Annotated in this window: 20 protein-coding genes, 1 pseudogene, 2 riboswitches and 1 other annotated feature; of the genes and pseudogenes, 17 read left to right on the top strand and 4 right to left on the bottom strand. The window is 43.6% G+C overall.

Features of this window, described 5'->3' with window-relative positions:
* Positions 1-121 precede the first annotated feature (121 nt).
* From B9A22_RS19590 to B9A22_RS19580, 3 genes and pseudogenes are all read left to right on the top strand, one after another.
* A pseudogene (locus B9A22_RS19590) lies at positions 122-226 on the top strand (MGMT family protein); the annotation flags it as partial.
* 5 nt (positions 227-231) lie between these two features.
* Positions 232-879, top strand: coding sequence for a DNA-3-methyladenine glycosylase family protein (locus B9A22_RS19585; RefSeq protein ID WP_084577626.1), 648 nt, complete (start codon positions 232-234; stop codon positions 877-879).
* Between the two features lie 400 nt (positions 880-1,279).
* Complete coding sequence (locus B9A22_RS19580; RefSeq protein WP_176215615.1) at positions 1,280-4,567, top strand: HD domain-containing phosphohydrolase; 3,288 nt, start codon at positions 1,280-1,282, stop codon at positions 4,565-4,567.
* 29 nt (positions 4,568-4,596) lie between these two features.
* On the opposite strand, the gene B9A22_RS19575 is transcribed toward B9A22_RS19580, so the two are convergent.
* The 3 genes from B9A22_RS19575 to B9A22_RS19565 all read right to left on the bottom strand — a co-directional run bounded on the left by B9A22_RS19575 (position 4,597) and on the right by B9A22_RS19565 (position 9,207).
* The gene (locus tag B9A22_RS19575) at positions 4,597-7,218 is read right to left on the bottom strand and encodes an AMP-binding protein (protein WP_245824070.1); all 2,622 of its coding nucleotides are present in this window, start codon (positions 7,216-7,218) and stop codon (positions 4,597-4,599) included.
* A 5-nt stretch (positions 7,219-7,223) separates the two neighbouring features.
* Positions 7,224-7,495, bottom strand: a binding site (T-box leader).
* An 89-nt stretch (positions 7,496-7,584) separates the two neighbouring features.
* Entirely contained in the window at positions 7,585-8,247 is a 663-nt protein-coding gene (gene thiT, locus B9A22_RS19570; RefSeq protein WP_084577624.1) for an energy-coupled thiamine transporter ThiT, read from the bottom strand.
* Between the two features lie 65 nt (positions 8,248-8,312).
* A riboswitch (TPP riboswitch) is annotated at positions 8,313-8,417 on the bottom strand.
* A gap of 70 nt (positions 8,418-8,487) precedes the next feature.
* Positions 8,488-9,207: a thiamine diphosphokinase gene (locus B9A22_RS19565; RefSeq protein ID WP_084577623.1), complete on the bottom strand. Its 720-nt coding sequence runs from the start codon at positions 9,205-9,207 to the stop codon at positions 8,488-8,490.
* Between the two features lie 207 nt (positions 9,208-9,414).
* Here B9A22_RS19565 and B9A22_RS19560 point away from each other — a divergent pair, with 207 nt between their 5' ends.
* From B9A22_RS19560 to B9A22_RS19540, 6 genes are all read left to right on the top strand, one after another.
* Positions 9,415-10,278 carry a CAP domain-containing protein gene (locus B9A22_RS19560; RefSeq protein WP_176215614.1) on the top strand — a complete coding sequence of 288 codons (864 nt, stop codon included), beginning with the start codon at positions 9,415-9,417 and terminating at the stop codon, positions 10,276-10,278.
* Positions 10,279-10,559: 281 nt separating this feature from the next.
* The gene (locus B9A22_RS19555) at positions 10,560-11,711 is read left to right on the top strand and encodes a CsgG/HfaB family protein (protein ID WP_245824071.1); all 1,152 of its coding nucleotides are present in this window, start codon (positions 10,560-10,562) and stop codon (positions 11,709-11,711) included.
* A 160-nt stretch (positions 11,712-11,871) separates the two neighbouring features.
* Complete coding sequence (locus tag B9A22_RS19550) at positions 11,872-12,984, top strand: hypothetical protein (RefSeq protein ID WP_084577620.1); 1,113 nt, start codon at positions 11,872-11,874, stop codon at positions 12,982-12,984.
* 93 nt (positions 12,985-13,077) lie between these two features.
* Positions 13,078-13,162, top strand: a riboswitch (cyclic di-GMP riboswitch).
* An 87-nt stretch (positions 13,163-13,249) separates the two neighbouring features.
* Positions 13,250-13,408: a hypothetical protein gene (locus B9A22_RS25595; RefSeq protein WP_176215606.1), complete on the top strand. Its 159-nt coding sequence runs from the start codon at positions 13,250-13,252 to the stop codon at positions 13,406-13,408.
* Between the two features lie 17 nt (positions 13,409-13,425).
* A complete protein-coding gene (locus tag B9A22_RS19545; RefSeq protein ID WP_084577619.1) occupies positions 13,426-14,241 on the top strand; it encodes a methyl-accepting chemotaxis protein in 816 nt (271 codons plus the stop codon).
* Between the two features lie 42 nt (positions 14,242-14,283).
* A complete protein-coding gene (locus tag B9A22_RS19540) occupies positions 14,284-14,592 on the top strand; it encodes an STAS domain-containing protein (protein ID WP_084577618.1) in 309 nt (102 codons plus the stop codon).
* Between the two features lie 57 nt (positions 14,593-14,649).
* Here the strand turns inward: B9A22_RS19540 and B9A22_RS19535 are convergent, their stop codons facing one another.
* Positions 14,650-15,030 carry an MmcQ/YjbR family DNA-binding protein gene (locus B9A22_RS19535; RefSeq protein ID WP_084577617.1) on the bottom strand — a complete coding sequence of 127 codons (381 nt, stop codon included), beginning with the start codon at positions 15,028-15,030 and terminating at the stop codon, positions 14,650-14,652.
* Between the two features lie 138 nt (positions 15,031-15,168).
* On the opposite strand from B9A22_RS19535, the gene B9A22_RS19530 reads away from it, so the two are divergent.
* From B9A22_RS19530 to B9A22_RS19495, 8 genes are all read left to right on the top strand, one after another.
* On the top strand, positions 15,169-15,384 hold the full coding sequence (locus B9A22_RS19530; protein ID WP_084577616.1) for a hypothetical protein: 216 nt from the start codon (positions 15,169-15,171) through the stop codon (positions 15,382-15,384).
* A 189-nt stretch (positions 15,385-15,573) separates the two neighbouring features.
* A complete protein-coding gene (locus B9A22_RS19525; RefSeq protein WP_176215612.1) occupies positions 15,574-16,230 on the top strand; it encodes a YkgJ family cysteine cluster protein in 657 nt (218 codons plus the stop codon).
* Positions 16,231-16,613: 383 nt separating this feature from the next.
* Positions 16,614-17,771, top strand: a complete 1,158-nt coding sequence (locus B9A22_RS19520; protein ID WP_084577614.1) for an MFS transporter — start codon at positions 16,614-16,616, stop codon at positions 17,769-17,771.
* A gap of 241 nt (positions 17,772-18,012) precedes the next feature.
* A complete protein-coding gene (codY, locus tag B9A22_RS19515; RefSeq protein WP_084577613.1) occupies positions 18,013-18,789 on the top strand; it encodes a GTP-sensing pleiotropic transcriptional regulator CodY in 777 nt (258 codons plus the stop codon).
* 242 nt (positions 18,790-19,031) lie between these two features.
* On the top strand, positions 19,032-19,358 hold the full coding sequence (locus B9A22_RS19510; RefSeq protein ID WP_217805997.1) for an STAS domain-containing protein: 327 nt from the start codon (positions 19,032-19,034) through the stop codon (positions 19,356-19,358).
* 104 nt (positions 19,359-19,462) lie between these two features.
* Complete coding sequence (locus tag B9A22_RS19505) at positions 19,463-20,851, top strand: SpoIIE family protein phosphatase (RefSeq protein WP_084577612.1); 1,389 nt, start codon at positions 19,463-19,465, stop codon at positions 20,849-20,851.
* Entirely contained in the window at positions 20,844-22,010 is a 1,167-nt protein-coding gene (locus B9A22_RS19500) for an ABC transporter substrate binding protein (protein WP_176215611.1), read from the top strand. Before B9A22_RS19505 ends, B9A22_RS19500 begins: the two co-directional genes overlap by 8 nt.
* Positions 22,011-22,037: 27 nt before the next feature.
* Positions 22,038-24,425, top strand: coding sequence for an MFS transporter (locus B9A22_RS19495; protein ID WP_176215610.1), 2,388 nt, complete (start codon positions 22,038-22,040; stop codon positions 24,423-24,425).
* Positions 24,426-24,427: the final 2 nt, after the last annotated feature.

The following is a 24,427-nucleotide window of genomic DNA, read 5'->3' as shown; positions in this document are numbered from 1 at the left end:
GATGAGAGAACTGGCCAAAGCGGGAACATGGATACACTGCGATGTATTGTTGGAAATTCAAGTTGGTCAGCAATTTTGAGGAAGATTTTTATTGCAACTGCCATTATAATTAAACTAGGCAGTCTTTATTCCCTGTCATCGTGTTATTGGTGCAAATGGATCCTTAACCGGTTATCGCGGCGGTCTGGGAATAAAGCAAATCTTACTTGAGCTTGAGAGGAAATAAGAATTATGCCTTCTTTTACCTATGGGCAAGTGGAAATAGAGTACCTGAAACGAAAAGATAAAAAACTGGGCGTTGCTATTGACCAGATCGGTATGATCGAGCGTGAGGTTAATCCAGATGTATTTTCAGCGCTTGTCGGCAGTGTTCTAAGCCAGCAAATATCTACTAAGGCAGCGCAAACCGTGCGCCAGAGGATGAATACATTGCTGGATGGCGATATAACGCCACAAGGCATAGCAGGTGCCGGAGCGGAAGCCATAAAGGGTTGCGGTATGAGTACGAGAAAAGCAGGCTATATCATGGGTCTTGCCGAAGCGGCTCTGACAGGGGTTGTGGATTTTGGTGCTTTGCATACCCTGCCTGATGCTCAGATCATCAACAACCTGACTGCTCTTAGCGGCGTAGGCGTTTGGACAGCGGAAATGTTATTGATTTTCTCCTTATGCCGACCTGACGTTGTGAGCTACGGAGACTTAGCAATCCGCCGAGGGATGCTGAATTTATACGGTTTAAGAGAGCTGACAAAGGATAAATTCGAGAAATATAGAAAGCGATATTCCCCGTATGGCTCAGTAGCATCTCTATACCTATGGGCTATATCAGTAGATAATGGTATGCAAAACACCGCTATTGCTCGAAACAAAAAAAGTTGAAACTTAGAGTATTATCAACCCAATTTGCTTGCGCTTAATACCCTGATCCACTGCTAAATGCAGGAGTCAGGTACACATTGAAAATAACGAAGAGATACATGATAGCCTAGCTGTTCCTGTCGCTATGACTGGATGTAAAATTTGACTTATAACCATCAACTTATAGAGTAGCCCATTAGAAAGACCAAAGGCTAAGGAATTCTCCGTTAGGAGAGTGCCTTAGCCTTTTTGTATAATGAAGTAGATGAAGGATTCTTGTTGCATTTTGTAGAAAAAGATAAAATTAAATTGATAATCGGAAACAATCGGTTGAGTCACATTATGTTGGCTTCGGTACTATCCATATTTAGGGAGCCGAATTAAAGTTTAAAGATAGTAGGCAACAATGGAGGCGTTATTAATGGATAAGATCGGTCAATATTTACGGAATTGGATCATCCCCGACAGGTCCATAATTCTATTTTGTGCTGTTTTATTAGTTTTCGTCTGGAGTGGCACTTTGTGGCAGATTGACCATGATCGTAAAGCCACCAGCGACATGATACGTCAAGACGGTGATAGACTCACTCGGGCCTTTGAAGAGCATGTGCGCAGAGTGTTGAAAACGAACGAGTTCTATTTAAACAGCATGAAGGCCGAATATGAGCAGAGTTACACACTTTCCCCCACGTTAGAACGCGTGTTTCAACAACTGCGTCTCGATCCGATTGCCACGGCCGGCATTGTCAACTCTGCTGGTGATTTGGTGGTAAGTACTTTGGGAAATGCTGCAGGCGTAAATATTGCCACAGTTCCTCATTTTGTTTACCATATTGCCGCTGACCCGGGAGAGATTTACCTTGGAAGACCTTTTGTCGGGCGGACATCTCAAAAAGTAAGCATACATATGACTCGACGCATCAACAACCCGGATGGTAGTTTCGCCGGCGTGGCGATTATCGCAATGGATCCCAATTATTTTACGAAATTTTATCGTGAAATGGATTTATCAGAGAATTATACCATCCGTTTAGTCGGACTTGACGGCATAGTTCGCGCAAGTAATCATGTCTCCGAGCTGGATGCAGACATGACTGGATCCGACCTTTTCCTGCAAATAAAAAACGCATCAGCAGGTTTTTATTCTACTCGCGGTCGTATCTTTGGCAAAACGCTAGAGGTCAGTTACCGCACGATGCCTGACTATCCGGTGATTATCCAGGTAGGCGTATCAGAGCAAGCTTTGGCTCCTTTTGTTCAGCGCCGCAACGTGTATCTTGCCGTTGCCGGCGGCGTCAGTCTGTTTATCCTTTTTTCCGCTGGTTATATTATTGCCAGGGCGCGAAAGCAGCGCCGGGATGAAACCTGGCTTCGCACTTTTGTTGCGAATACGCCTATTGTTTTCTATGCTATAGATCTGGGTGGGCATTTCATGCTGTCTGAAGGCCTTGGATTAAAAAAAATCGGCTTGGAGGCCGGTGAAGCGGTTGGCCACTCTGTCTTCGAAATGTATCCCGATTTTCCGGATATTCTTGACGCATTCCGGCGAGCTGCAGAGGGAGAAGCCGTCTTCTTTGAGCATAAGGTGGGGGAAGTTTATTTAAATAATCGCCTGATTCCCGTATTTGATGATAATGGCCGTGTTATAGCAGTCGTAGGGGCAGCCGTCGATATTACCGAAAGAGTCTTGGCTGAACAGCGCCTACAGGAAAGCTTTGAGAAACTGACCGCGACCCATGAGGAACTTATAGCCACCGAGGAAGAGCTTCGAATTCAGTATGGCGAGCTTGACAAGGCGAATCAGGATCTTGTTAGTCAAAACGCTGTACTCGAGGCATTGCGAGAAATAGCTGCAAAATTGATGAGCCAGACCGACCGTGATTGGTTGCTCAAGACTGTCATAACCTGGGCAACAGCGAGCGCCGGTACACCGCACGGCAATATTGCCCTGCTCAATGAAGAGGAGATGGTCATGGACGAGCTCGATGGGCTGGGATTGTTTGAAGACCACGCGGGTATCAAGCTGCCTCTTGACACTGGAATCATCGGTCAGGTATACCGGACTGGTCAGCCTGTTGTAATCAGAAGTTACAATACCTGGACGAGCAGACTGCTGCATCCTGCCCTGGATGAAGTCCGTTGCTTCGCGCAGGTACCTTTAAAACGCGAAGACAAAGTCATTGGGGTCATCGGGGTGGCCTTTACCAGCGAAAACCATCATTTCGGAGAAAAGGAACTGGAACTGTTGACCCGATTTGCCGAATTGGCATCCATTGCCGTGGAAAATGTCAGGAAGATGGACGAATTACTTCGCAGCAAAAAGACAGCGATAGATATTTTTAACGCTGTCGGTGACGGTCTGCTTGTTAACGATGGGGAAACAGGCGAAATCTTGGCAGTTAACTACCGGTTACAGGAATGGTTCGGCTATTCAGAAAAAGAATTCAAAGAGCAGGGGATCACTTTAATTTCGACTGCCGCCAATAAAGAAACGGCTTTACAGGTTATCAGGGCTACGGTAAAGGAGGGGCCCCAGCCGCTTTATGAACGGGAAACCTATGACCGTGAGGGAAGGCGCTTGATTCTCGAAATCAGTTCCACACCGGTTGAAATAGACGGCAAAACCCGTTGTTTGGCATCGATGCGCGATATTACGTCGCGTAAGCAGATGGAAGAGGGCTTGGAATACCTCCGCCAGCGAGATGCAATGACCGGTGTATATAACCGTGCTTATTTTGAAACCGATATTATACGGATGCAGGCGGGCAAATACTGTTATGTCGGTATCTTCGTCTGCGACGTGGACGGCTTGAAGTTGATCAATGACACGCTGGGCCACCGCCAGGGGGACGATCTTCTAAAACAGGTTGCCGGCCTCTTGGCTGCCGGGATCAAAGCGCCGAACTATGTCGCCCGTATTGGTGGCGACGAGTTTGCAGTGGTACTGTTCGATTCAACGAAGGAGCAGATGGAGGAACTAGAGCAGTACTATCGGCTGCAAGTGGAAGCCTATAATGATGAGAGTCCCCAACTGCCGCTCAGCCTGTCAATTGGCTGGGCCCTAGGCGAAGAAACTGTGCATGTTGAAAGCGTCTTCAAAACTGCCGACAACAACATGTACCGTCAGAAGCTGCACCAGAGCCAAAGTGTTCGTGGTTCGATTGTTCAGACGCTAATGAAGGCGCTGGAGGTCCGCGACCATATCACCGAAGGTCATGCCGACCGCTTGAGTATACTAATGGAAATGATGGGACAGCACTTGTCGTTGCCGAAAGGAACCATTTCTGATTTGCGGCTATTCGCTAAGTTTCACGATATTGGCAAGGTAGGCATTCCGGACAGCATACTGAAGAAGCCAGGCAAACTAACCGAAGACGAAATGAACATTATGCGGCAGCACTGCGAGATTGGATTTAGAATTGCAAAATCATCTCCAGACTTGGAGCCGATTGCCGACTGGGTATTGAAGCACCAGGAGCATTGGAATGGTAAAGGCTATCCGCTCGGCATTAGCGGAGAAGAAATCCCGATTCAGTGCCGTATTCTCAGTATAGTAGACGCATATGATGCTATGACGAGTGACAGGCCCTACCGCAAGGCCATGTCCAGCGAAGACGCGCTTGCCGAAATTCGCCGCTGTTCCGGAACCCAGTTTGATCCGGTTCTAGCAGAAAAATTTATTAATTTGCTTAGCCTGGAGATAGTGTAATACTCGATTGGAACACATCAAATCGATCTTCAAGCGGTCTCAATTTGGCTGTCAGCATACAAGCCAAATTTTAGAACGGCCTGTTCGCGCATTTTATACTTCATGATTTTTCCGGCAGCATTCATTGGGAATTCAGTAACGAAATCAATGTAGCGTGGAGTTTTATGTTTGGCCATATGGGAACAGATATAATCCTTGAGCTCGTCGGCAGTTATTATCATCCCATCTTTGAGGATGACGCACGCCATAATTTCCTCGCCGTACTGCTTGTCAGGCACGCCGATTACCTGAACGTCCTTGATTTTGGGATGGGTATAGATAAAATCCTCGATTTCCTTGGGATAGATATTTTCACCACCCCGAATGATCATATCCTTGATGCGCCCGGTAATTCTGTAATATCCATTTTCATCACACCTTGCCAGGTCGCCGGTGTGAAGCCATCCGTCTTTATCAATGGCAGCTGCCGTTGCTTCGGGCATTTTGTAGTAACCCTTCATGATGTTGTAGCCGCGGGCTACAAACTCGCCATCCACGTTGTCTGGTAAATCTTTGCCGGTTTCTGGATCCACAATCTTGCACTCAACGCCGGGCAGCGAACGCCCAACGGTGGTAACGCGCAACTCAACGGAATCATCCACGCGGCTCTGGGTGCAGCCGGGTGCAGATTCGGTCTGCCCGAACACAATTGTAATCTGAGTCATATTCATCTTGTCCACAACATCCTGCATTACCTTGACAGGACAAGGACTGCCCGCCATAATGCCTGTCCTCATATAAGAAAAATCTGTCTTCGGAAAATCCTCATGCTCCAGCATCGCAATAAACATGGTGGGAACTCCATGGAAGCAGGTTATTTTCTCCCGATTGATGCAGTCCAGCGACAGCTTTGGTGAGAAATAAGGCATCGGAGACATGGTGACACCATGCGTCATAGAAGCAGTCATAGCAAGCACCATGCCAAAGCAGTGAAACATCGGCACATGAATCATCATACGGTCGGCTGTGGAAAGATCCATACAGTCGCCGATGTTTTTTCCATTATTAACAACATTGTAATGAGTGAGCATGACGCCCTTCGGAAAGCCGGTGGTCCCCGAGGTATACTGCATGTTGCACACATCGTGTTTGTTGAGGGAACGTTCGCGGCGATAAACTTCTTCGATGGGGACTTTATTAGACATAGCTATGGCATCTGCCCATGTCAGGCAACCTTTCTGCCTTGAATCAACCGTAATTATATTGCGTAGGAAAGGCAGACGTTTTATGCGCAGCGGTTTATCCGCCTCGGCGGTTTCAAGCTCCGGGCAAAGCTCTTTCATAATACCAACATAGTCTGAATCCTTATAACCGTCTATCATCACAAGCGTATGCGTATCCGACTGACGGAGGAGATACTCCGCCTCATAAATCTTGTAGGCTGTGTTTACAGTGACAAGCACAGCGCCAATCTTGGTCGTTGCCCAAAAGGTAATGAACCACTGGGGGACATTAGTTGCCCAGATGGCAACGTGGTCACCCGGCCTGACACCCAGTGCAATCAGAGCACGGGCAAATGTATCGACATCGTCCCGGAATTCCGAATAGGTTCGGGTATAATCCATTGTGGTATACCGAAAAGCATACTGATCGGGAAACTCATTAACCATACGGTCGAGCACCTGGGGAAAGGTCAAGTCAATGAGCGTATCTTTCTCCCAGACATATTTGCCGGTTTTGGCGTTATTGTCGAGCAAACGGCCTTTCGCTGTATTCTTTTCAATGAAACGGCTCATGTAATTTGCGAAATTTGGAAAAACAACGCCTGCATCATCAAGGTCAGGTGCCCAGCGCTTAAGCCATTCAAGCGAAACATAGCCGTCGTATTTAATCGAGCTTAACGCCAGCATCATGTAGTCAATCGGCAAATCTCCTTCGCCCATTACGCGATACCGGATTGTGCTATCCTCCACAACGGAATCCTTAATATGCACATATTTAATATAGGCACCAAGATTTTGGACTGTCTGTCCGGGGGTCTCGCCGGCAAAACGGTAGGGATGATGTACATCCCACAGAGCGGCTACCGCGTCGCTTGCCACTTGATTAAGCAGTCTGCTCAGGCGGGCAGTATCGGAATAAACCCCATTGGTTTCCACCAACAAGGTTACGCCCTTTTCTTCGGCAATTGGAACTAGGCGCTTTAACGCGTCAAGTACAACCCTGTCATCCACCACGCCGTTAGGCTGCGCCGCAAGGTCGGCCAGAATGCGGACGTAGGGTGTGCCAAGCTTGGCTGCTAGCAAAATATACTGCACAATTTCTTCATGGTTTTCTTCCGCCTTTTCGGCAAACTTTAAGCAGCAACCGGAAGAAAGGCAAGGGATCTCGAGGCGCAGTTCCGAGAGTTTTTGGATTGTTTGCGGGATCTGAGTTGCGGTGAAAGGATATGCGTGAACGGTATCGTTGCCCAATCCTCGAATTTCAATGCCGTCAAAGCCAAAATCCTTGGCCATAGAATATATATCGGTCCAACTAAAATCGGGACAACCAAGGGTAGAAAATGCAAGTTTCATGGCAGTCACCTCACAATTTTTTTTTGTAAAACCATTAATAATCGGCCTGCTTACTGATCTATACCCAGCAACAAAAAAGCTTTCGTCCCTGAGCATTTCTGCTAAGAGACGAAAGCTTTGAACTTCCGTGGTACCACTCTCGTTGATATGAAACATATCCACTCTGTGGCATTGTCAAATGACTAATGCCGTCTCATGATAACGGCGAGAAAAACCGTTCACACTTACTCGCTTCAGCCACCATGAAATGGTTCAGCTTTCAGTTGACTGCTCCAGGGTGAGTTTCACGACTGCTTTGCGCGCTGTTTCTCAGCAACCAACAGCTCTCTGAAGCGTCATAACGCAGTGTTTTTTTCCCTCTCAACGCATTTAACTAATTATTTAAATTATTTATAAGCTATCAAACTCTGTAATTTTTGTCAAGATATTTTTCAACAAAGCGAGTACATATACGACTTATAGTTAAACTTTGTTATCTTTAAAGTTATCGCTGACTATCACCTGTTGCCTGATGGTCATTTCAATTCGTTTAATAGGCAGCATTCTCATGATGACTACGCAAACAATGCATTCCATACTTAGATAGCTTGCGTTAAATAGGAATGAATATAGATAGGGCGATACCCCGGGCGGCGCATAGCTGGCAAAAAACACGATACCGGAAATATAATGGAATATAAACCGGCCAACAATACCGACGACGGTTCCCACCAGATACCGGTCTTTGAAATATCCCGCTAAGCCTAAAGCCATAAAGGGTAACGGATAATCAAACAACACCTGTATCGGGTGCAAGATATAGGGATCTTGGATCAAATTAATCAAACCATATAAAAACCCGGTCAGATACCCGAACGCAGGGCCGTAAAAAAACGCCATAAGAAGTATAGGAATCATACTGCCAAGAGTTACGCTGCCCCCCTGAGGCATATGGTATAGCTTAAATGCGTGCAGGATGGCGGCCAGAGCAAGCGCAAGTCCGATATGGGCCATCATCCTAGCGTTGAATGTAACCTTCTTCATCCGCAGCAGCGCTACGACTAACAGAATGACTCCCCCCAGAGTCAATAGTGTAGTCGGGCTTGCTACAATCGTTGATATGTTGTCTACAAAGTTACCTTTCATACCTTTCCCTCCATTTGAAAATAATTTAAGCCGCGGTCCTTTGTTGTAGGACTGCGGCTTTTCCCTATTACTTCAAGTCGCTTCCCTACGCTGGCATTATCCAGATCAGGTTAAGGGTTAATGAAATACTGATTTCATCTCTCAGCCCGTAGGCACCCCTAGCAATTATGGAATTTTATTCCACTATAACACTATTTTATTCACACGACAAGTAATATATAAATTTTGTAACTTTTGTTCTTATTTTTCCTGTCGCCATTGTAAATAAACTCCCAATAAGCCTTCATCCACTGATACAGATACTTCCTGGCAACCGGCTAACGGCTGATTGCTAATTGCGTAGGGTAGGTTGCGTTGGAGTTCGGCTTTTTGTAAAGGCCAGCGCACACCGTCAATCGTAACACCTAAACAGCAGTTTGATAAGGAAATCAGGGATATGATGTCAGGCATTACCTCAGCTTTTATCCTTACTGTATCCTGGTCAGATAAAAATAACAAGACTTCAGACTCATCGGCGGCAATACCTTTAACACCAAGTGCTTCCCAACCGGCTAATGATTGTATGTTACTAAAAGCATGGTCAAACCGTCCTCCCCATACACCGGAGACAATCGCGGTAGCCGTACCATACATTTCTTTCGCTCTAAGCAAAGCAAGCTGAAGATCGGTATAATCCTTATCCTCCGGATAAACCTCAACCGGAACGCCCAGACTCTTCCCCCAAGCCCACGCTTCCGGGCTGGCGCTGTCACCATCACCGATAATTCGTGCTGGTGTTATACCGGTTTGCCGACAAATCTGGATACCACTGTCAATACACCATACAGGGAAGCCTTTTGCTATCTTCAGAATCCATTTATTTTCCGGCGGTCTCCCGCCTGCAGTCATCAACAGCGTTGCCTCTGGCAGGGGCTTTCTAAACGTAAGCTGAGCTTGCGGCAGCTTTAAACTATGTCCCATCTTTTACACCTGTCCAAATTCCAATACTTCAGATTGTTTATTTCACCCTCTTTGCCTTATTATCCTTCTTTATCCTAATGGCATTTGCAGTCGACAAAATAATGATTCTTATCGTGTACGGAAAGAATATACTTTTGGATAGTATCTTTATGAGCAAATTAGTTTTATTATAAAGAGAAAGATTCTTTTAGCAAAAGAGGGATGGGAATGAAAGCATTTACACAGGTGATACTCAAACTGGTAATTGGCTTATTTATCATTACGGTAATTTCTGTTACTGCTCTGCCGCCGGCTGAGGCATTCAAGCTTACGGTCACAAATAATTATGACAAAGCAAAAGCTTTTTCGATTCTATATCATGATGATAATGTGAATAAGTGGGTATGTAGAGGTTGGTACAACGTGCCGGCAGGTGCTACTAAAGACTACAATTTTACTGATTCAACAAGTCTTTCGTACGCTTATATCTATAGTTCAGTATGGAACGGCGACGGTGAGGAAAATGCGATTCGACGGACGGTAATTAGTGATAAGTTTAAATACTATGACGGCGAGCCGTGTCCTCAAGGATCCAAGCTGCGTACAGTTGCTTTTTCTAAGTTTGGCATGTGCGTTAACGGCGCTCATCTAATCTGGGGGGAACCGAATCAAACGAGCTCCCCAAAAAGTAGTGACCCAAACGCAACCATTACCCACGATGAGTTGCAAGCCATTGACCTATTAAACAATGACCGGGAAAAACAGGGGTTACCGCGGCTTATCGCGGATTCGCGGCTGACGCAAGTGGCGAGAAAGCATGCTGCCGATATGGTATCAAAGAATTATTTCAGTCATACCAATCTACAAGGGCAATCTCCTTTTGACCGTCTTAAAGCGAACGGAATTGCTTACAGGTCAGCAGGTGAAAATATTGCCTACAATTATAACATTGCAGACATGGAAGCGGCTTGGATGAAAAGTCCCGGGCATCGCGCCAATATTCTCAATTCCGGGTATACTCATGTCGGAGTAGGTTTATATCCAGGAGAGAACGGTACTATCTATGGTGTGCAGCTATTTGCCAGTTACTAATAAAAAAATAAGGGTCGTTGAGAGCGTATTGAGACTGCTCAAGCCAAGGTCTGACAAAATGGAAACAAAGCAGTGCGGCAGGTTAATTTAACAAGGAGGGGCTCTTGGGAAACCGGGGGCCTTTATATTTTTTGACAGGAAAAGACTATATACGTGTTCGATATTCTACCAAAAGGATTTTACTGGAAGGTATCAGAACATAAATGTAGAAATACAAGTTAATAGAAGAAAAAAAGGCGTAACCAGGTTCGTATCTCATGATTTGGAGGCTGACAAGAGTGATGAAAGTAATCAAAGGGAAAGTATGGCTATGTTTTCTTGTTGCCATTATTGCCTGCGGTTGGATGGAATCTGTTGTTTCTGCGGATGTGGGGGATAAATTAAGGGTAGGCGTTGTGGAGTTTGACGTAAAGGGCGACCTCGATATCAAAGATGCTGGTGCGATCATTGCTGAATGGATGATTACAGCGTTGGGAGAGGAAGGTCGGTTCGAATTAAAAGCACGGGAAGTACTGTTAAAAAAGGTGCTCCAAGAACAATCATTGGGATTGACAGGTATTATAGATAATGAAACAGCAGTGGGTATCGGCCGCATTTATGGTGTCCAGGCGGTTGTAACAGGCAGCGTAACAAAGTGGGGAAAAACCATCAAAGTTGATGCACGACTAGTAGACACTATAAACGGCTCTGTAATGAGGGTAGCCTCTATTGAGGTGGCAAATGCGGATGATATCCCTAAGCAGATTCGTATACTTGCTTCTAAGATTGCCACTGAAAGAAATGAGAGTACAAAACCAGGTACACTTAACTCAGTGCGAGACCAGCAGCGTTCCCAGATCAAGTATCTGGGCGATCGAGTATATCATGTATTGGATATTACTTCCCACTGTAATTGGCGGATGCGGAACATGGGTTATCTGGTAGCTGAGCAGATGCCGGAGGGTGATATTCTATTAGGCGGCGTACCGTTTTACATTGGTACAGAAAAAAATAATATTTGGGCCAGCTCCCGAGCTGTCGGTCCTAACGCGCAAGTTTTGGAGATACCCATGGATATTCCTAACCCGGTAATGGTATATACCCTAATTAATTCGGAATGGGGGAAACTGGGGGGCGAAAGTCTCGCCTATATTGAGTTTTTCGGTTCAAGTGGTGCTTATTACAAAAAAGAACTTACTGGAAATGAAGATATTAGGGATTGGCTCAAGGGGACTGGCTGGTTCCCCAAATGGGCTCAGAATATTAACAATAAGACCACGATCAACGTCGTTACAGTAAAAGATAAAGCTAATGAGGCGCGCCTTGATCGTCAGCAAATTAGCCTTCCGAGCACCTTTCACGGGCAGAACTTGGTAAAAGTTAGGCTGGTCGATAACGGGGAAATGTATGTGCAGAAGATTTTTCTAACCGGAATTACGATTTTGGTACAATAGCAGGATGGAGCGTTAACGGGTTTATAATTTTTGATTGTATACGAAAGTTTTTTTAAGTTACCTTCCGAGGTAGCTTTTTTTTCAACTATAGTATTGTAACTGGGAGAAGTTCAAGGAAATTTTGGTTGGTTGTTGATAAACTAAAAGGTGGTGTCATGACTTGAAGAAACTTGCGGTGGGTATATTGCTGATTAGTTTAATATTAATATGTTTTACTGGAGGTGTGTTGGCCCGAGAGGTCACTGTCACTGGCTATGGTGCTACCCGCTCTGACGCAATTAGCGACGCGCTTCGCCAGGCAATAGAGCAAGCTGTAGGAACCTTAGTGGAGTCGGAAACGTTGGTGAGTAACATGGCAGTGATCAAGGATGAGATATATGCACGGGCGCGTGGCTTTGTGCAGAACTATGACATTATCAATGAGCACTGGAGTAACTCGCAGGTTATCATTACAGCAAAAGTTATAGTCGATACTGCACCAAACTCTGAGTTAATGAGTCAGTTGCAACGCCTAAAGTTAATTGAAGTTGGGATTAGAGATCCAAGAATCGCCGTTATTATTCCTGAATATCATAATGCGTCTCCTATTTCTGATCCAGCGGCTGAAGCAGCTATTATTCAGAGGTTGCTGGCCGCAGGTTTTACAAGGGTTATTGATGCAAACCAGATTCGGGGAATTAGATATTCCAGCGATGTAAAGTCGATAGCAAGTGGAAATGCGAAAGCGGTGGCCGTTGTAGTGGCTAATCTTGATGTTGACTATCTTATTATAGGCGAAGCTTTTAGTCAGTATGTCGGCAATATCCAAGATAGCGGCATACTTTCATCGCGGGCAAGAGTTGAAGCACGTTTGTTTAAAACTGATAATGGCGAAATAATCGCCACAAACAACTCTCAAGCGGGAGGGGTCGACATTACGGAACTGATGTCTGCCAAAAAAGCATTAAACAATGCTGGAAACCTGATGGGAAATTATATGGTGCAACAGTTACTGAATTTTGCAAGTAATCCGGAAAAGGGTGTGCAGTTAATCATAGCGGGATTTACTAATTATTCTCAGGTTAATACTTTGGAAAAGCAACTACGTCAAATAACAGGCATCAAAAATGTATATATAAGAAACTATAGTAATGGTACGGCAACAATAGATATTAATTATACTGGAGCGACGAAAACTTTGGCAACAGAACTGGAAAATATGCGTGATATTCGAGTAAATATCACCAGTATCAGTAATAGCGTGATTCAAGGCAAGATAATCGCTAACGAGTGATTAGAAGAATGCAAAATTAAATAAAAATATAATCGTGGAATTGCTCTTTGACGAAGGATATTAGAAAATTATGTAGAATCTTGTCTATGACAAAATTAGTATCGGCAAACCTTCCGAAAGGGGGGGACGCAAAGCCATGGGTCTAAAGACACAAGTCAATGACTGCCAGGTTGCAATTTGAATGCAGCCTGGTAGTTTTTTTTGAAATGAGGTGTTCAGAGACCTGGAAACCAAGCTGTAAATTTATGACTGGGGTGACTACCTAATGAGCGACGAAAAGCTAACTGGTGAGACATCTATAGAAGAATTAGAAGAGCTGCTTAAAGATTTACCGCGAATTGTAAAAGAACTCGAAGAAGAGCATTGTAAAAAAGAAATAGTGGTTGGAGAGCCGTTTTCTAATAGCCAGATACAAGAAAAATAAGCGTTGCGGAGGTTTCTATGTCTAGTTTAGACTCTCTTATTTATGCCGGCCCAATATTTCAAGCACTTTTCCCGATTGACTGCGAAGTACTCGTTACTAATGCAGACGGCACTTTCATTGGTATATCTCATGCAAAGACATTCTCAATAAAAGCGGATATAGGCAGTAAAGCGCGGGAGGGAGGCGCTATACAAGAAAGTCTGGCTGTTAAAAAAACGGTTACAAGGATTCTACCGAAAGAAATGTATGGCGATACTGTAAAATCGATTAGTTATCCCATTATTGAAGACGGTAAGGTCCTCGGAGCCATAGCACTATTTATTAGCTTAACAAGCCAGCAACTATTGCAGGATACCGCCCAAACAATTGCGGCAACTTCTCAAGAAATGACTGCAACTTCGGAAGAACTAGCTGCAACAGCTTCTACGCTTTTCCATACTTTAAACAACTTAGATAGTTTAGGCCAAAGTGTAATGAAAGAAATAAACAAAACGGATGATATTTTAAAATTTGTCAGTGACGTTTCAGCAAATTCTAATCTACTGGGCTTGAATGCCGCCATAGAAGCCGCTCGCGCCGGAGAACATGGCCGAGGCTTTGCAGTTGTTGCGGAGGAAATACGCAAAATGGCTGTCAATAGTAGTCAAGCGGTTAAGGAAATAAAAGCAATTATAAACAATATCCAGGCCCAATCTTCTAAAATTATTGCCGGTGTTGGAGAGGCCTCAAGCCTAGGAGAACAACAGGCAGCTGCTTCACAAGAAATATCTTCGGCTATGGAGCAGCTTGCACAAGCTGCAAGTAATGTAGAAAAGATGTCCGAGCTGTTATAATCAAATACGAAGATAGGAAGAATAGATAATTAGGGGGATAGTATGAATGCTGTCAATCGCAAAATAGTAGTAGATATTGGACCTGAATGCCTTGCGGTTAATTCTGACACAATTCGAAATAAGATACTTACCTCTTTAGTAACTCAGAAAATAGAGATTTGCCTTGACTTTGTGAATACTAGGCATATAGATGCAGCAGGTATTGGGGTAATCGCCGCTATGCTTTTTGAAGGACGTCGTAGGGGAATTACGTTCTCAATGAGAGGTGCTACCGGATCAGTACTTGATATGCTTATAATAACCGGCATGAACCGAGTGTTGACGGATGAGATTATTAGTGAGCAGAGTTAGTAGAAGCCGACTCAAACTGTTTGAGTCGGCTTCTACTTAAGTTTACCTTGTACTACGTTACCACTCTCCTTGGGCTCCTGCCCTCATCCTCCGGGGAAGTGATCTATATACTAAATCATAAGAATGATCTATTAAGGTTCTGACTTCGTTTTCTGGTATACTACCATCAAGCAGCAACGTATTCCAATGGCGTTTGTTCAAGTGATATCCAGGAGTTAAACTGGGATACTGTTGACGTAATATCTCTGAATAGTTAGGATCACATTTTAGTGAAAGATTGTCCTGGTCATTCCTACGTGACATTAAGGCAAACATCTTGGAGGCAACTTTAATAACGATGACATCAGGGCCGAAAGGGTAATCCTCGATAGCACCTGGTTTAGTTAGGCAGTAGGTTAATAATTTTTTTGAGTCCAAACTAATTCTCCTTTCGAGCACCTCTATTCGAAATGCTTATTCACTAACATATTCTCTCTCGGATGTATTATAATCCTTTATTTGGTAATAGCACATTATTGATAATTGTCAAAAGACCATTAGTAGATTATAATGATATTAGCATAGGAGGTGCTAACCATGTCCAGGAATAAACAAATAATTAAATGTGGAACCATTAACCCGAACGTTCTTAAAATTGCTGGTAAGCCTAACCGGGCAATGACCCCAGAAGTAAAGCTCGCCCCTATCTGGATTGACCAAAAAAACGACTATCGGCGTCATAAAGAAAAGCAAAAAATCCGCCGTTATTCCGATGATTATGGAATAAGGCGGATTTTTTATGTGGTAATGTAGAATATTATGGTGACGTTCCTCTTGCTTCCATATATAATAATTTTAAGCTAACCTGCAAACAGTGCAATTTTACAATGAGTGCGTAGGAAGCAAAATGAACGTCCCTGTGCTTCTCTTCTTCTCTTCTTCTCTTCTTCTCTTCTTCTTTTCGTGCTTCCTGTGCTTCTCTTATAGAAAGGAATGGTCAAATTGAAACTATTTTATAACCAAGAAAATGAAGTAGATATTATCGGATTACATAATAACTCTACTGTGCAGGACTTTTTTGATGCTGTCGATGAGTTTTTGACTGAGAATCCATTGCCATGCGATAAATGCAAACAAAATTGCTGTAAAGGCAGATTCAAAATCAATATGGACAGTATCAGCGCTAAAAAGATATCCAAAGGAAAGGTTGAACGCATAATTCCAAAACTGTTTGTTGACGCAGGCCAAAATAAACTGGAGGTATTCATGGTCGCCGGGAACAAGAAATGCCGTCACCTGGACGGATTGGCGAGATGTCTTATTTATAAGGAACGACCGGCAAGTTGCCGGACTTATGTCTGCATTCCTCAAAGCGCATGCTATAAAATCCTCGATGCGGCAATTGTTGCAGAAATGCATCATGCTATGCGCGCAGAATTTCTTGATACGGTTATAAAAGACCCGGCAACGCCGCCAGGAGCTATTGAGCCAGCAAAAACATTGCGCCAAGAGATAATAAGCGCCAGCGTAGCATACGGATTGAGCAATTATAGCGAAATCTTGATTAAGGATTGTGTAAGATCTGATTTTGCGCATTCGAACGTGTCGCAAGAAGAAGTCCGTTTGTTCCAGGAAATACTCAGTAGAGCAGAGATTTAGCATAGCAAAAAAGAAAAAGGGAGTACATTGACAGGCTAGAAGCTGCTACCTATAATGTAAATATAAGTAAAATGTTTTATAAAAGGAGTTTTTAGTGTGGCGAAATTTTATGAATTGGAAACCAAAATTATGACTGTCTGTTGTGCAGCGAGGGTTTCGCCGCCGCAACCCGTAAGTAGCGATAAATCCGAATCCAGTCTTTTCTAGCCGGAAGGATTACCTACTTACACGAAATCATAGGCATTCCTCCCAGGCTCGAAAGGAGCAAATAAGGAGGACGTCAGTGCTTAGCGAGGATAAAAAAATAAATATGGCTTTCTCACCGCAACCCGTAAGCAGCGTCAACTCCGAAAAATATGTTGCATTAAAGGAGATTGATAGGAATGCTTCGGGACAATACACTCTTAGGATTGATTGTGGCGGTGGTGTTGATGATGGTCGGAGTAGGCATGGTAATGCCTCAACTACCGCAGCGTGTCGTTGATTTTGATGGAAACGGGCGGTCAGTCGGATATATAGCGTCAGCCTTTGCCTTTTCCTACCTGTTGCTCCAAGTTCCCAGTGGCAGAGTGGCGGATAGAATCGGGTTTAAGCCGCTGCTTGTGTTTGGCTACTTGCTGTGTTCTCTTACCGGCCTAGTGTTTTACTATGCTGCAAGTTCATATATGATATTTTTCGCCAGGCTGCTGCAAGGCATTGGCGAAGCACCAGTCTGGGCATTGGCGCCGGCGTTGCTGTCGCTGCGATTTCCTCTTATCAAAGGGAAAGTCATGGGGATATATAGCGCCGCCATGCATAGTGGTCTTGCCTTGGGGCCTATCCTGGGAGTAGTCTTGGTGAAGATCGTAAACAGCAATGCCGTATTTCTGGTTTACTCTGTTGGGTGCCTGGCGGGTGCGATTGCCATTTACCTTTTGGTGGATAACTCCTCTAAGCAGGAATATCAGGCAATGAGCAAGTTCGATATTCCAGCCGTACTCAGACTGATAAGACACCGGAAAACGCTGCTTGCCTTATCAGGGATTACCTTATACGGAGCCGCCTATGGGATTTTTCACACAAATATTCCCGTGTTTCTGGTAGAAGAGAAGAACTTCACCCCCGTCCAGATCGGCATGTTCTTTTCCTTGTTCTATGTGGCGATCAGCCTTTCTCAAATCATTATCGGGCCGATGTCGGACAGATTCGGCCGGAATATATTCATGATTTTGGGGTTGGTTACTGTCGCCGGTGGGTTCATTGTCATGCCAGCTTACTGCTTTCCGTTGATCTTATTGGTACTCACGGTCGTAAGTTTCGGCATGGGCGTTTTTTGTCTTGCCTCAATGGCCTACCTGAATGAAACGGTACCAGGCTCTTTAAAAGGAACGATTTCTGGGGCGTATTATCTGTTTTGGGGCAGCGGTTATTTTTTTGGTCCCCTGCTAATAATCCAGGCAGCTGATTTGATTGATTTTCAGGCGGCCATGACCGGTTACTCCACTCTTGTACTGCTGGTCGCAATCGGGCTGATCATGATATCAGGGGCGAAAAAAGCTTGACCTATTCCCCTCATACGAAAGGAGGGGCTTATGTATCCCTCCATTAATCAAATCACTGGTAATGGCGAAAAATAGTAAAACTCCTGCCAAATCCTGTTGGATAGGCAGGAGTTCTGTATGTTTATGAGAAATAGAATAGTAAACAGGAAAAAAATCAGGATGGTGATACTAAGAACAAACCTTAAAGGATCAATACAGTTCAGACACATAGAATTATTATAGGGAAAGGTGGGCTTGTGCCGTGACAATATTATTAAAACAGACGAGGGAAATCAATCAACTGCTGCAAGAATCTGAGAAAGTGGATTACAATAAGGTTACCAAGCTGCTCAGCGGGTTTATTGCAGCTAATGTTTATCTGGTTGACAAAGATGGTGTAATTCTCGGACATGCTTTGCATGAAAGCTTTGAATGCGGAATCATACTGGAAGACGTGTTAGAACAAAGTCAGTTTCCGGAAGAGTACATGAAAATACTGCGAAGTGTGCGTGAGACTACCACCAATATTCGTCTTGATAACGGGTGTTGTGTGTTTAGTGAGCAACTGAAATGTCCTATTGGTGAAAAGTACTCACTTGTAGTTCCCGTTGTTGGAATTGGTAAGCGCCTGGGGTCTTTAGTCATTGCAAAGTTTCATGTTGAATTTACTGAGAATGACCTTATGTTGGCTGAGTTTGGTGCCACAATGCTTGGTATGTATCTGCTTCGGGGCAGGGTGGATAAATTAGAGGAAGAAACGCGTAAGAAAACTATTGTACAAGTCGCCTTGAATACGCTTTCTTATTCCGAACTTGAAGCGGCAGTGCATGTCTTAAGTGAACTCGATGGAAATGAGGACTTGATTGTGGCCAGCAAAATTGCCGACCGTGTCGGAATTACCAGGTCGGTCATTGTCAACGCCTTGAGAAAACTTGAGAGTGCAGGGGTGATTGAGTCCAAGTCGCTTGGAATGAAAGGCACAAATATAAGGATTCTTAATGAATATCTGCTTGAAGCGTTGGAAAAGAAAAAACACTAAACCGGAAAATTTTACAAATAGCTAAAGCTATCAATAATACCACGTAAGCAGCAATGAATGACTAGAGTCTGCGAACGTGGTTTTTTTTTGCTCCTAAATGACAATATGTAAAAGTTCATCGTTGGGGTATTGATGTGAGATAAAATAGAGGAAATTAGCATTTAATGGCGAAAATAGAAAAAATGTACATATGAATGATGTAAAAAAAACTATAGTTTAATTTAAGTAAGGGAGTGGATAACGTGGAATTCAAGACGGTGTTAGACGTTAAAATAATTATGATTATACCGAGGGTAGATGCCTCTAATGCTAAAACAGTGGAAGCGCAATTAGCAGAACTAGTCAATGGCGGCACAAAGAATATAGTGTGTAATTTCTCGCAAAATGAATATATTTCCAGCGCGGGTCTGCGGGTATTTCTATCAACCTTGAAGATAGTAAAAAAATCAGGTGGACAGATTGTTTTATGCGGACTGCAGCCTTATGTTCAGGAAGTGTTTGATATGGCTGGATTTAGTCAGCTGTTTAAGATTTGTAATAGTGAAGAGCAAGCTATACAAGCATTTTAATAAGGTAGCTTTAGCATGAAAGCGAAGTATGATTAACTTTAATAAAATATCATGCTTCGCTTTTTTAATTCGGGGATTGTTTAGGAGAATGAGGTGGGAGTTTAATGCAAAACACAATAGATACTCTAACGATGTCGGTAATCAATACTGCATGTGTAATGATGGTGATTGCCTATTTAGTCATACGTACTGGAACAAATCTGGATATGCTGGAAAAAACAGCACGAAAAAAGGATATCGCAATATTAATTGTTTTGTTTGGCTTTTTCTCGATTTACGCCGGGATTAACGCTATTCCGGTTAATATCGGCCTAGTGAGCTTGAGGCATAGCGGCCCGATTATCGGGGGACTGGTTGGCGGACCGGTGGTTGGTCTTGGGGCTGGTTTAATCGGGGCGGCAGATCGACTGTTTCAAGGGGGGCTTATCGGTTCCTGGAAATCAGCCGTGCTTGCGCTAGTATTGGCCGGGGTATTTTCAGGCATATATTCCAAGTATCGTCAAAAAGACGGGGTAGTTGGAGTAAAGGAAGCTGTTGTCTTCACAGTAGTTTATGAATTATTTGCTGCAGGACTAACTTTTATTTTTGCTCCCAGCATTGAAGCTGCGTTTATTCTGGAAAAACAAGTTCGGCTGCCATTAATTATCGGCAATATGGTTGCAGTTTCAATTTTTTTCTTCTTTGTAAAAAACATGATAGAGGAAAGACGAAATAAAAACATTAAAGAACAGATAGAACATGAGTTGACTGTGGCGCGAACCATTCAAATGAGCATGGTTCCTAAGGTTTTTCCAGTGCCGCCGGATGTCCAAGAACTTGAGGTGTTTGCTATTTTGGAATCGGCTAAGGAGGTAGGGGGAGATTTATATGATTTTTTTTATATCGATGATGACCATTTTTGCTTCGTTATCGGCGATGTTTCGGGAAAAGGTGTTCCAGCCTCTTTATTTATGGCTGTAACAAAAACACTAATTCAGGCTAAAGCCGGGGTGGGGATCAGTAGTGCTGATATTTTATACCACACCAATAATGAGTTGTGCCGAGGGAATGATGAGACCATGTTTGTCACGCTGTTCTGTGGCATACTGGATATCCGGACGGGTGAAGTTGAATTTAGTAATGCGGGCCATAACAAGCCATATCTATATAGAAAAAATGGACTGGTTCAGATGTTAAATCCCCAAAGAGGAATCGCCTTAGGGATCATGGAGGATTTTTCTTTCAGTAATGAAAAAATCCACCTATCACCAAGTGATGCGATTATTATTTATACAGATGGAGTTACTGAGGCTATGGATAACAACAATGAGATGTTTTCCGAAGAGCGGTTAGAAAATACGATAACAAAGGTTGGGAACGCTGCGGCAAAGGAGATTACCCAGTCTATTGTTACCGAAGTGAAAGCCTTTGCCAATGGTGCTCCCCAGTCTGATGATATTACAATACTTGTTTTACGATACTTTGGCAGTGGTGGAGATATGGAAAATGAGTAAAAGAACTTGGGTTTCCGTGGTGGTATTTCTAAGCATTTTCACCATGTTTCCTGGGGAAATATCAAATGGTAAGGATGGCAAAGAACTTCCCCATACGAATAATGGGAAACCTTGGCGCATTGCTTATTGCGAGTCGGGAGAATTCGTAAATTACGCTAGTACGTTACATGCTTTGGCTAATGGTTTGGCTGAGCTTGGGTGGTTAAATGCGCAGGGGCTGCCATACACCCAGGGGCAGAAAGAATCGCGGATGATGTGGGATTGGCTGGCGCAGCACAGTGAGGGAAGGTATATAGAGTTTGTTGCTGATGCCTATTATAGTTTGGAAAAAATGAGCGCAGACGAGCGGGCAGCAACCGCGCAGCAGATCATTCGGAGGCTTAATGAGCGGCAGGATATTGATATGATTTTGGTTATGGGCACTGGAGCGGGACAACTGCTGGCCAATGACCAACATAAAGTGCCCATGTTGGTATTCTCCAGTAGTAATGCTGTACAGGCCGGAATTATTCAAAGTGTGAGTGATTCGGGGCGGGATCATGTATGGGCGCATATGGAACCTGCTCGCTATCAGCGTCAAATCGAAATATTTCATGATCTCTTTGCCTTCAAAAAATTGGGTATGGTTTATGACGACTCCCCAGAAGGTAGAGTATACGCAGCACTGGAGGATGTAAAAAAAGTAGCCGCTGAACGTGGTTTTACGATTGCCAGTGTTTCTGTAAAAGACAAGCAAAACAATAGAGAAGCTCATCGCCAACAAATGCTGAATGCGTACAATACACTAGTCGACGAAGGGGTAGATGCTGTGTACTGTTCGCTATACCTTGATCGTGACGTGACAGAACTCTCTGAGTTGTTCGCACCTTTATACAGCAAACATATTCCAACGTTTGCGCAGATGGGCGTTGCTGAAGTAAGGAATGGTGCTCTCCTTAGCGTGTATCGGGCAGATTTTGTTGGTTTTGGTAAGTTTGCCGCACATACAATGGCTCAGGTGTTTCATGGTGAGAAACCGCGCAACTTGCTTCAGGTTTTTGAAAATACACCAAGTATTGTATTGAACTTGGAAGTTGCAGAGAAAGTGGGCTACAATCCTCCCTTTGAGGTTTTTTTAGTGACTGATGAAATTTACCAAAAAATTGAAAAGAAAAAATAGTGAAATTAGGTTATGGGGGTGCGGATAATGAAACGCATACCTGGGCGGATTGTTGCAATCTCCATTGTACTTGTAGTTATCGTACTTGGATTTAACGGTTGGCTTACTGTCGTTTCTTTGGAAAAAAACTATATAGATTCTGTTGCGGCTAACTATGCTGTGGCTGGCGGTGAGACCCAGCGAATTATTGAATATGCCGTTAAGTATGGAAAACCGTTGGATAATTTTTATGGAATGAAAGAACTTCTAGCTAAGACGAGAAACTTTGCCAAGGAACTGGATGATGTTCGCATCATCAATCCTGATGGAAAAATGCTGTACAGTTTGCAGGAGGGAACAGTTAACACTGTAATTTCTAGTAAGTTAAAGGCGCAAGCCGATGGTAGTGTTAGTTTGCGGAACAAGAATTATATAATGGTGCCCGAAGGCGGTAAATATCATATTTTTCTGCCGATACAGAATAGGGATGAGCACTTTATTGGCAGTTTAGCAATGGTTTTCGATAAGAGTGTAGTAGACAGGGGAATATCCCAATTTATAAGTGTGACTTTTAAAACAATGATCGGGCTTGCTTTTGGCGCGGCTTTAGTACTTATCGTTCTTTTACGGATTATTCCGGTGCTGGATGAAAGAGGGATGATACGCCGAAAACGTTTCCTGATTATTTTTGTAACTGTTTTAGCAACTACCCAAATGGTTTTTGGTTTTATTAATAATAGTAATTTTAAAGAAATTTACGTTGATATTGTTAAGAAAAATACAGCGATAACGGCTGAAATTGTTAGTCATGATATTAACAGTGTGATCGATCGGGGTGTGCCTTATTCCCGGTTGTCAGGAGTGGGTGAATGGTTGGCAAAGGTCATTCGTGCTGTTCCTGAATTGGAAGGAATTTACATAATTGATACCCAGGATGGTGTTTTATACAAAGCAGCGGTTTCAAATGAGACCAATCAAACCATTGCCAAGGACTATAAATACGAAAAGCCGCTGATGGCTGACCGTAACGGAGTTAGCTATAAGCTTACTATTGTTCTTTCAGAAGCATATCTGGACAAGCAAGTACAAGAACTATTGCTTGATATTATCACTGTTGCCTTTGTCTCGTTTTTCTTTATGGTTGAAATCCTTGTTTTTATCCTTATCCTCCTCCAAGTAAAGGTCAATGATTCTAAGGAAGAAAGCAGCGAGACAGATACTCGGGCGGCTGTGATTAGACCCTTAGCATTTCTGTTTTTTTTAGCAACTGATTTATCAATTTCCTTTATTCCCATGCAAATGAAAAACTTATATCAACCAATATGGGGGTTGTCGCAGAATGCAGTGATTGGACTACCTATATCGGTGGAAATGTTATGTGCCGGTTTAATGACGATTGTTACCGGAGCTATTATCGATAAAAAAGGCTGGCGATTCCCTTTCTTTACTGGCTTAGCGGTAGTTGGCACCGGCGCAGTATTATCAGGATTGGCCTGGAATAGTATCGTCTTTATCATCGCTCGAGGTATTGTTGGTATTGGCTATGGGTTCGCCTGGATGGCGATGCGCGGATATGTTGCCCTTCTTCCATCCTCTGCAGCCCGCGCAAAAGGATTTTCGGGGTTAAGTGCTGGAATTTATGCCGGAAATATATGTGCCTGTTCCCTAGGAGCAATGCTCGCCGCGAGGCTTAATTATTCAGGCGTCTTTTTTGTTGCTGTGATAGTTTTATTAGTAGTTGCTGTGTTTGCATTCTTCTTTACGAAGGATAATGACCAAGCGAAGAAGGTGAAAGCAACAGAAGAACTGCCTGTGAATCGCGGACAGTGGCAGAACTTCTTGGGCGATGGGACGGTAAGTGGGCTGATTTTACTGATTACCATTCCTTCGGCAATGTGTTTAACAGGCTTTCTCAATTATTTTTTTCCGCTGTATTCGAGTAGTCTGGGGTTGTCTACTGCTAACGTTGGTCGTGCATTCATGATTTATGGTGTGAGTATTGTTTATTTGGGACCATTATTTAGTCGCTACATTACCAATCAATCCAAATTTACGATGATTATCCCGGTAGCCAGTGGTATTGGTGTTCTTGCAATGCTTGTCTTTTTTCTAAAAGGTGGCATTATGGCAGCCCTTGTTGCGATTTTCCTGTTTGGAGTGGCTGACAGCATTGGATTTATTGCGCAAAACACCTTTTTGCTTAGTCTTCCTGCCACTAAAATGTTGGGGCAAGGAACAGCCTTAGGTTTATTTAGTATGACGAAGAAGCTGGGACAAATGCTAGGGCCAATGATGATGGCTTGGGGAGTGGGTTTTGGTGTTACACAAGAGGGCGTTGGCGCAATTGGACTGCTTTATCTATTTGCAATTATCATCTTCCTAGTGGTTACTGTAGGGAGGTATAAAAGAACACTAGGAGCACCTAATCTTGACTAAAT

This window comes from Sporomusa malonica, from assembly GCF_900176355.1.
Taxonomy (GTDB): Bacteria; Bacillota; Negativicutes; order Sporomusales; family Sporomusaceae; genus Sporomusa; species Sporomusa malonica.
This window is presented reverse-complemented; position numbering and strand designations above follow the sequence as displayed.

What these genes read in the sequence shown, in the direction of transcription:
- B9A22_RS19585 (WP_084577626.1), top strand. Translation starts at nt 232, where the DNA reads ATGCCTTCTTTTACCTATGGGCAAGTGGAAATAGAGTACCTGAAACGA.
- B9A22_RS19580 (WP_176215615.1), top strand. Translation starts at nt 1,280, where the DNA reads ATGGATAAGATCGGTCAATATTTACGGAATTGGATCATCCCCGACAGG.
- B9A22_RS19575 (WP_245824070.1), bottom strand. Translation starts at nt 7,218, where the DNA reads ATGCTCAGGGACGAAAGCTTTTTTGTTGCTGGGTATAGATCAGTAAGC.
- thiT (WP_084577624.1), bottom strand. Translation starts at nt 8,247, where the DNA reads ATGAAAGGTAACTTTGTAGACAACATATCAACGATTGTAGCAAGCCCG.
- B9A22_RS19565 (WP_084577623.1), bottom strand. Translation starts at nt 9,207, where the DNA reads ATGGGACATAGTTTAAAGCTGCCGCAAGCTCAGCTTACGTTTAGAAAG.
- B9A22_RS19560 (WP_176215614.1), top strand. Translation starts at nt 9,415, where the DNA reads ATGAAAGCATTTACACAGGTGATACTCAAACTGGTAATTGGCTTATTT.
- B9A22_RS19555 (WP_245824071.1), top strand. Translation starts at nt 10,560, where the DNA reads ATGAAAGTAATCAAAGGGAAAGTATGGCTATGTTTTCTTGTTGCCATT.
- B9A22_RS25595 (WP_176215606.1), top strand. Translation starts at nt 13,250, where the DNA reads ATGAGCGACGAAAAGCTAACTGGTGAGACATCTATAGAAGAATTAGAA.
- B9A22_RS19545 (WP_084577619.1), top strand. Translation starts at nt 13,426, where the DNA reads ATGTCTAGTTTAGACTCTCTTATTTATGCCGGCCCAATATTTCAAGCA.
- B9A22_RS19540 (WP_084577618.1), top strand. Translation starts at nt 14,284, where the DNA reads ATGAATGCTGTCAATCGCAAAATAGTAGTAGATATTGGACCTGAATGC.
- B9A22_RS19530 (WP_084577616.1), top strand. Translation starts at nt 15,169, where the DNA reads ATGTCCAGGAATAAACAAATAATTAAATGTGGAACCATTAACCCGAAC.
- B9A22_RS19520 (WP_084577614.1), top strand. Translation starts at nt 16,614, where the DNA reads ATGCTTCGGGACAATACACTCTTAGGATTGATTGTGGCGGTGGTGTTG.
- B9A22_RS19505 (WP_084577612.1), top strand. Translation starts at nt 19,463, where the DNA reads ATGCAAAACACAATAGATACTCTAACGATGTCGGTAATCAATACTGCA.
- B9A22_RS19500 (WP_176215611.1), top strand. Translation starts at nt 20,844, where the DNA reads ATGAGTAAAAGAACTTGGGTTTCCGTGGTGGTATTTCTAAGCATTTTC.
- B9A22_RS19495 (WP_176215610.1), top strand. Translation starts at nt 22,038, where the DNA reads ATGAAACGCATACCTGGGCGGATTGTTGCAATCTCCATTGTACTTGTA.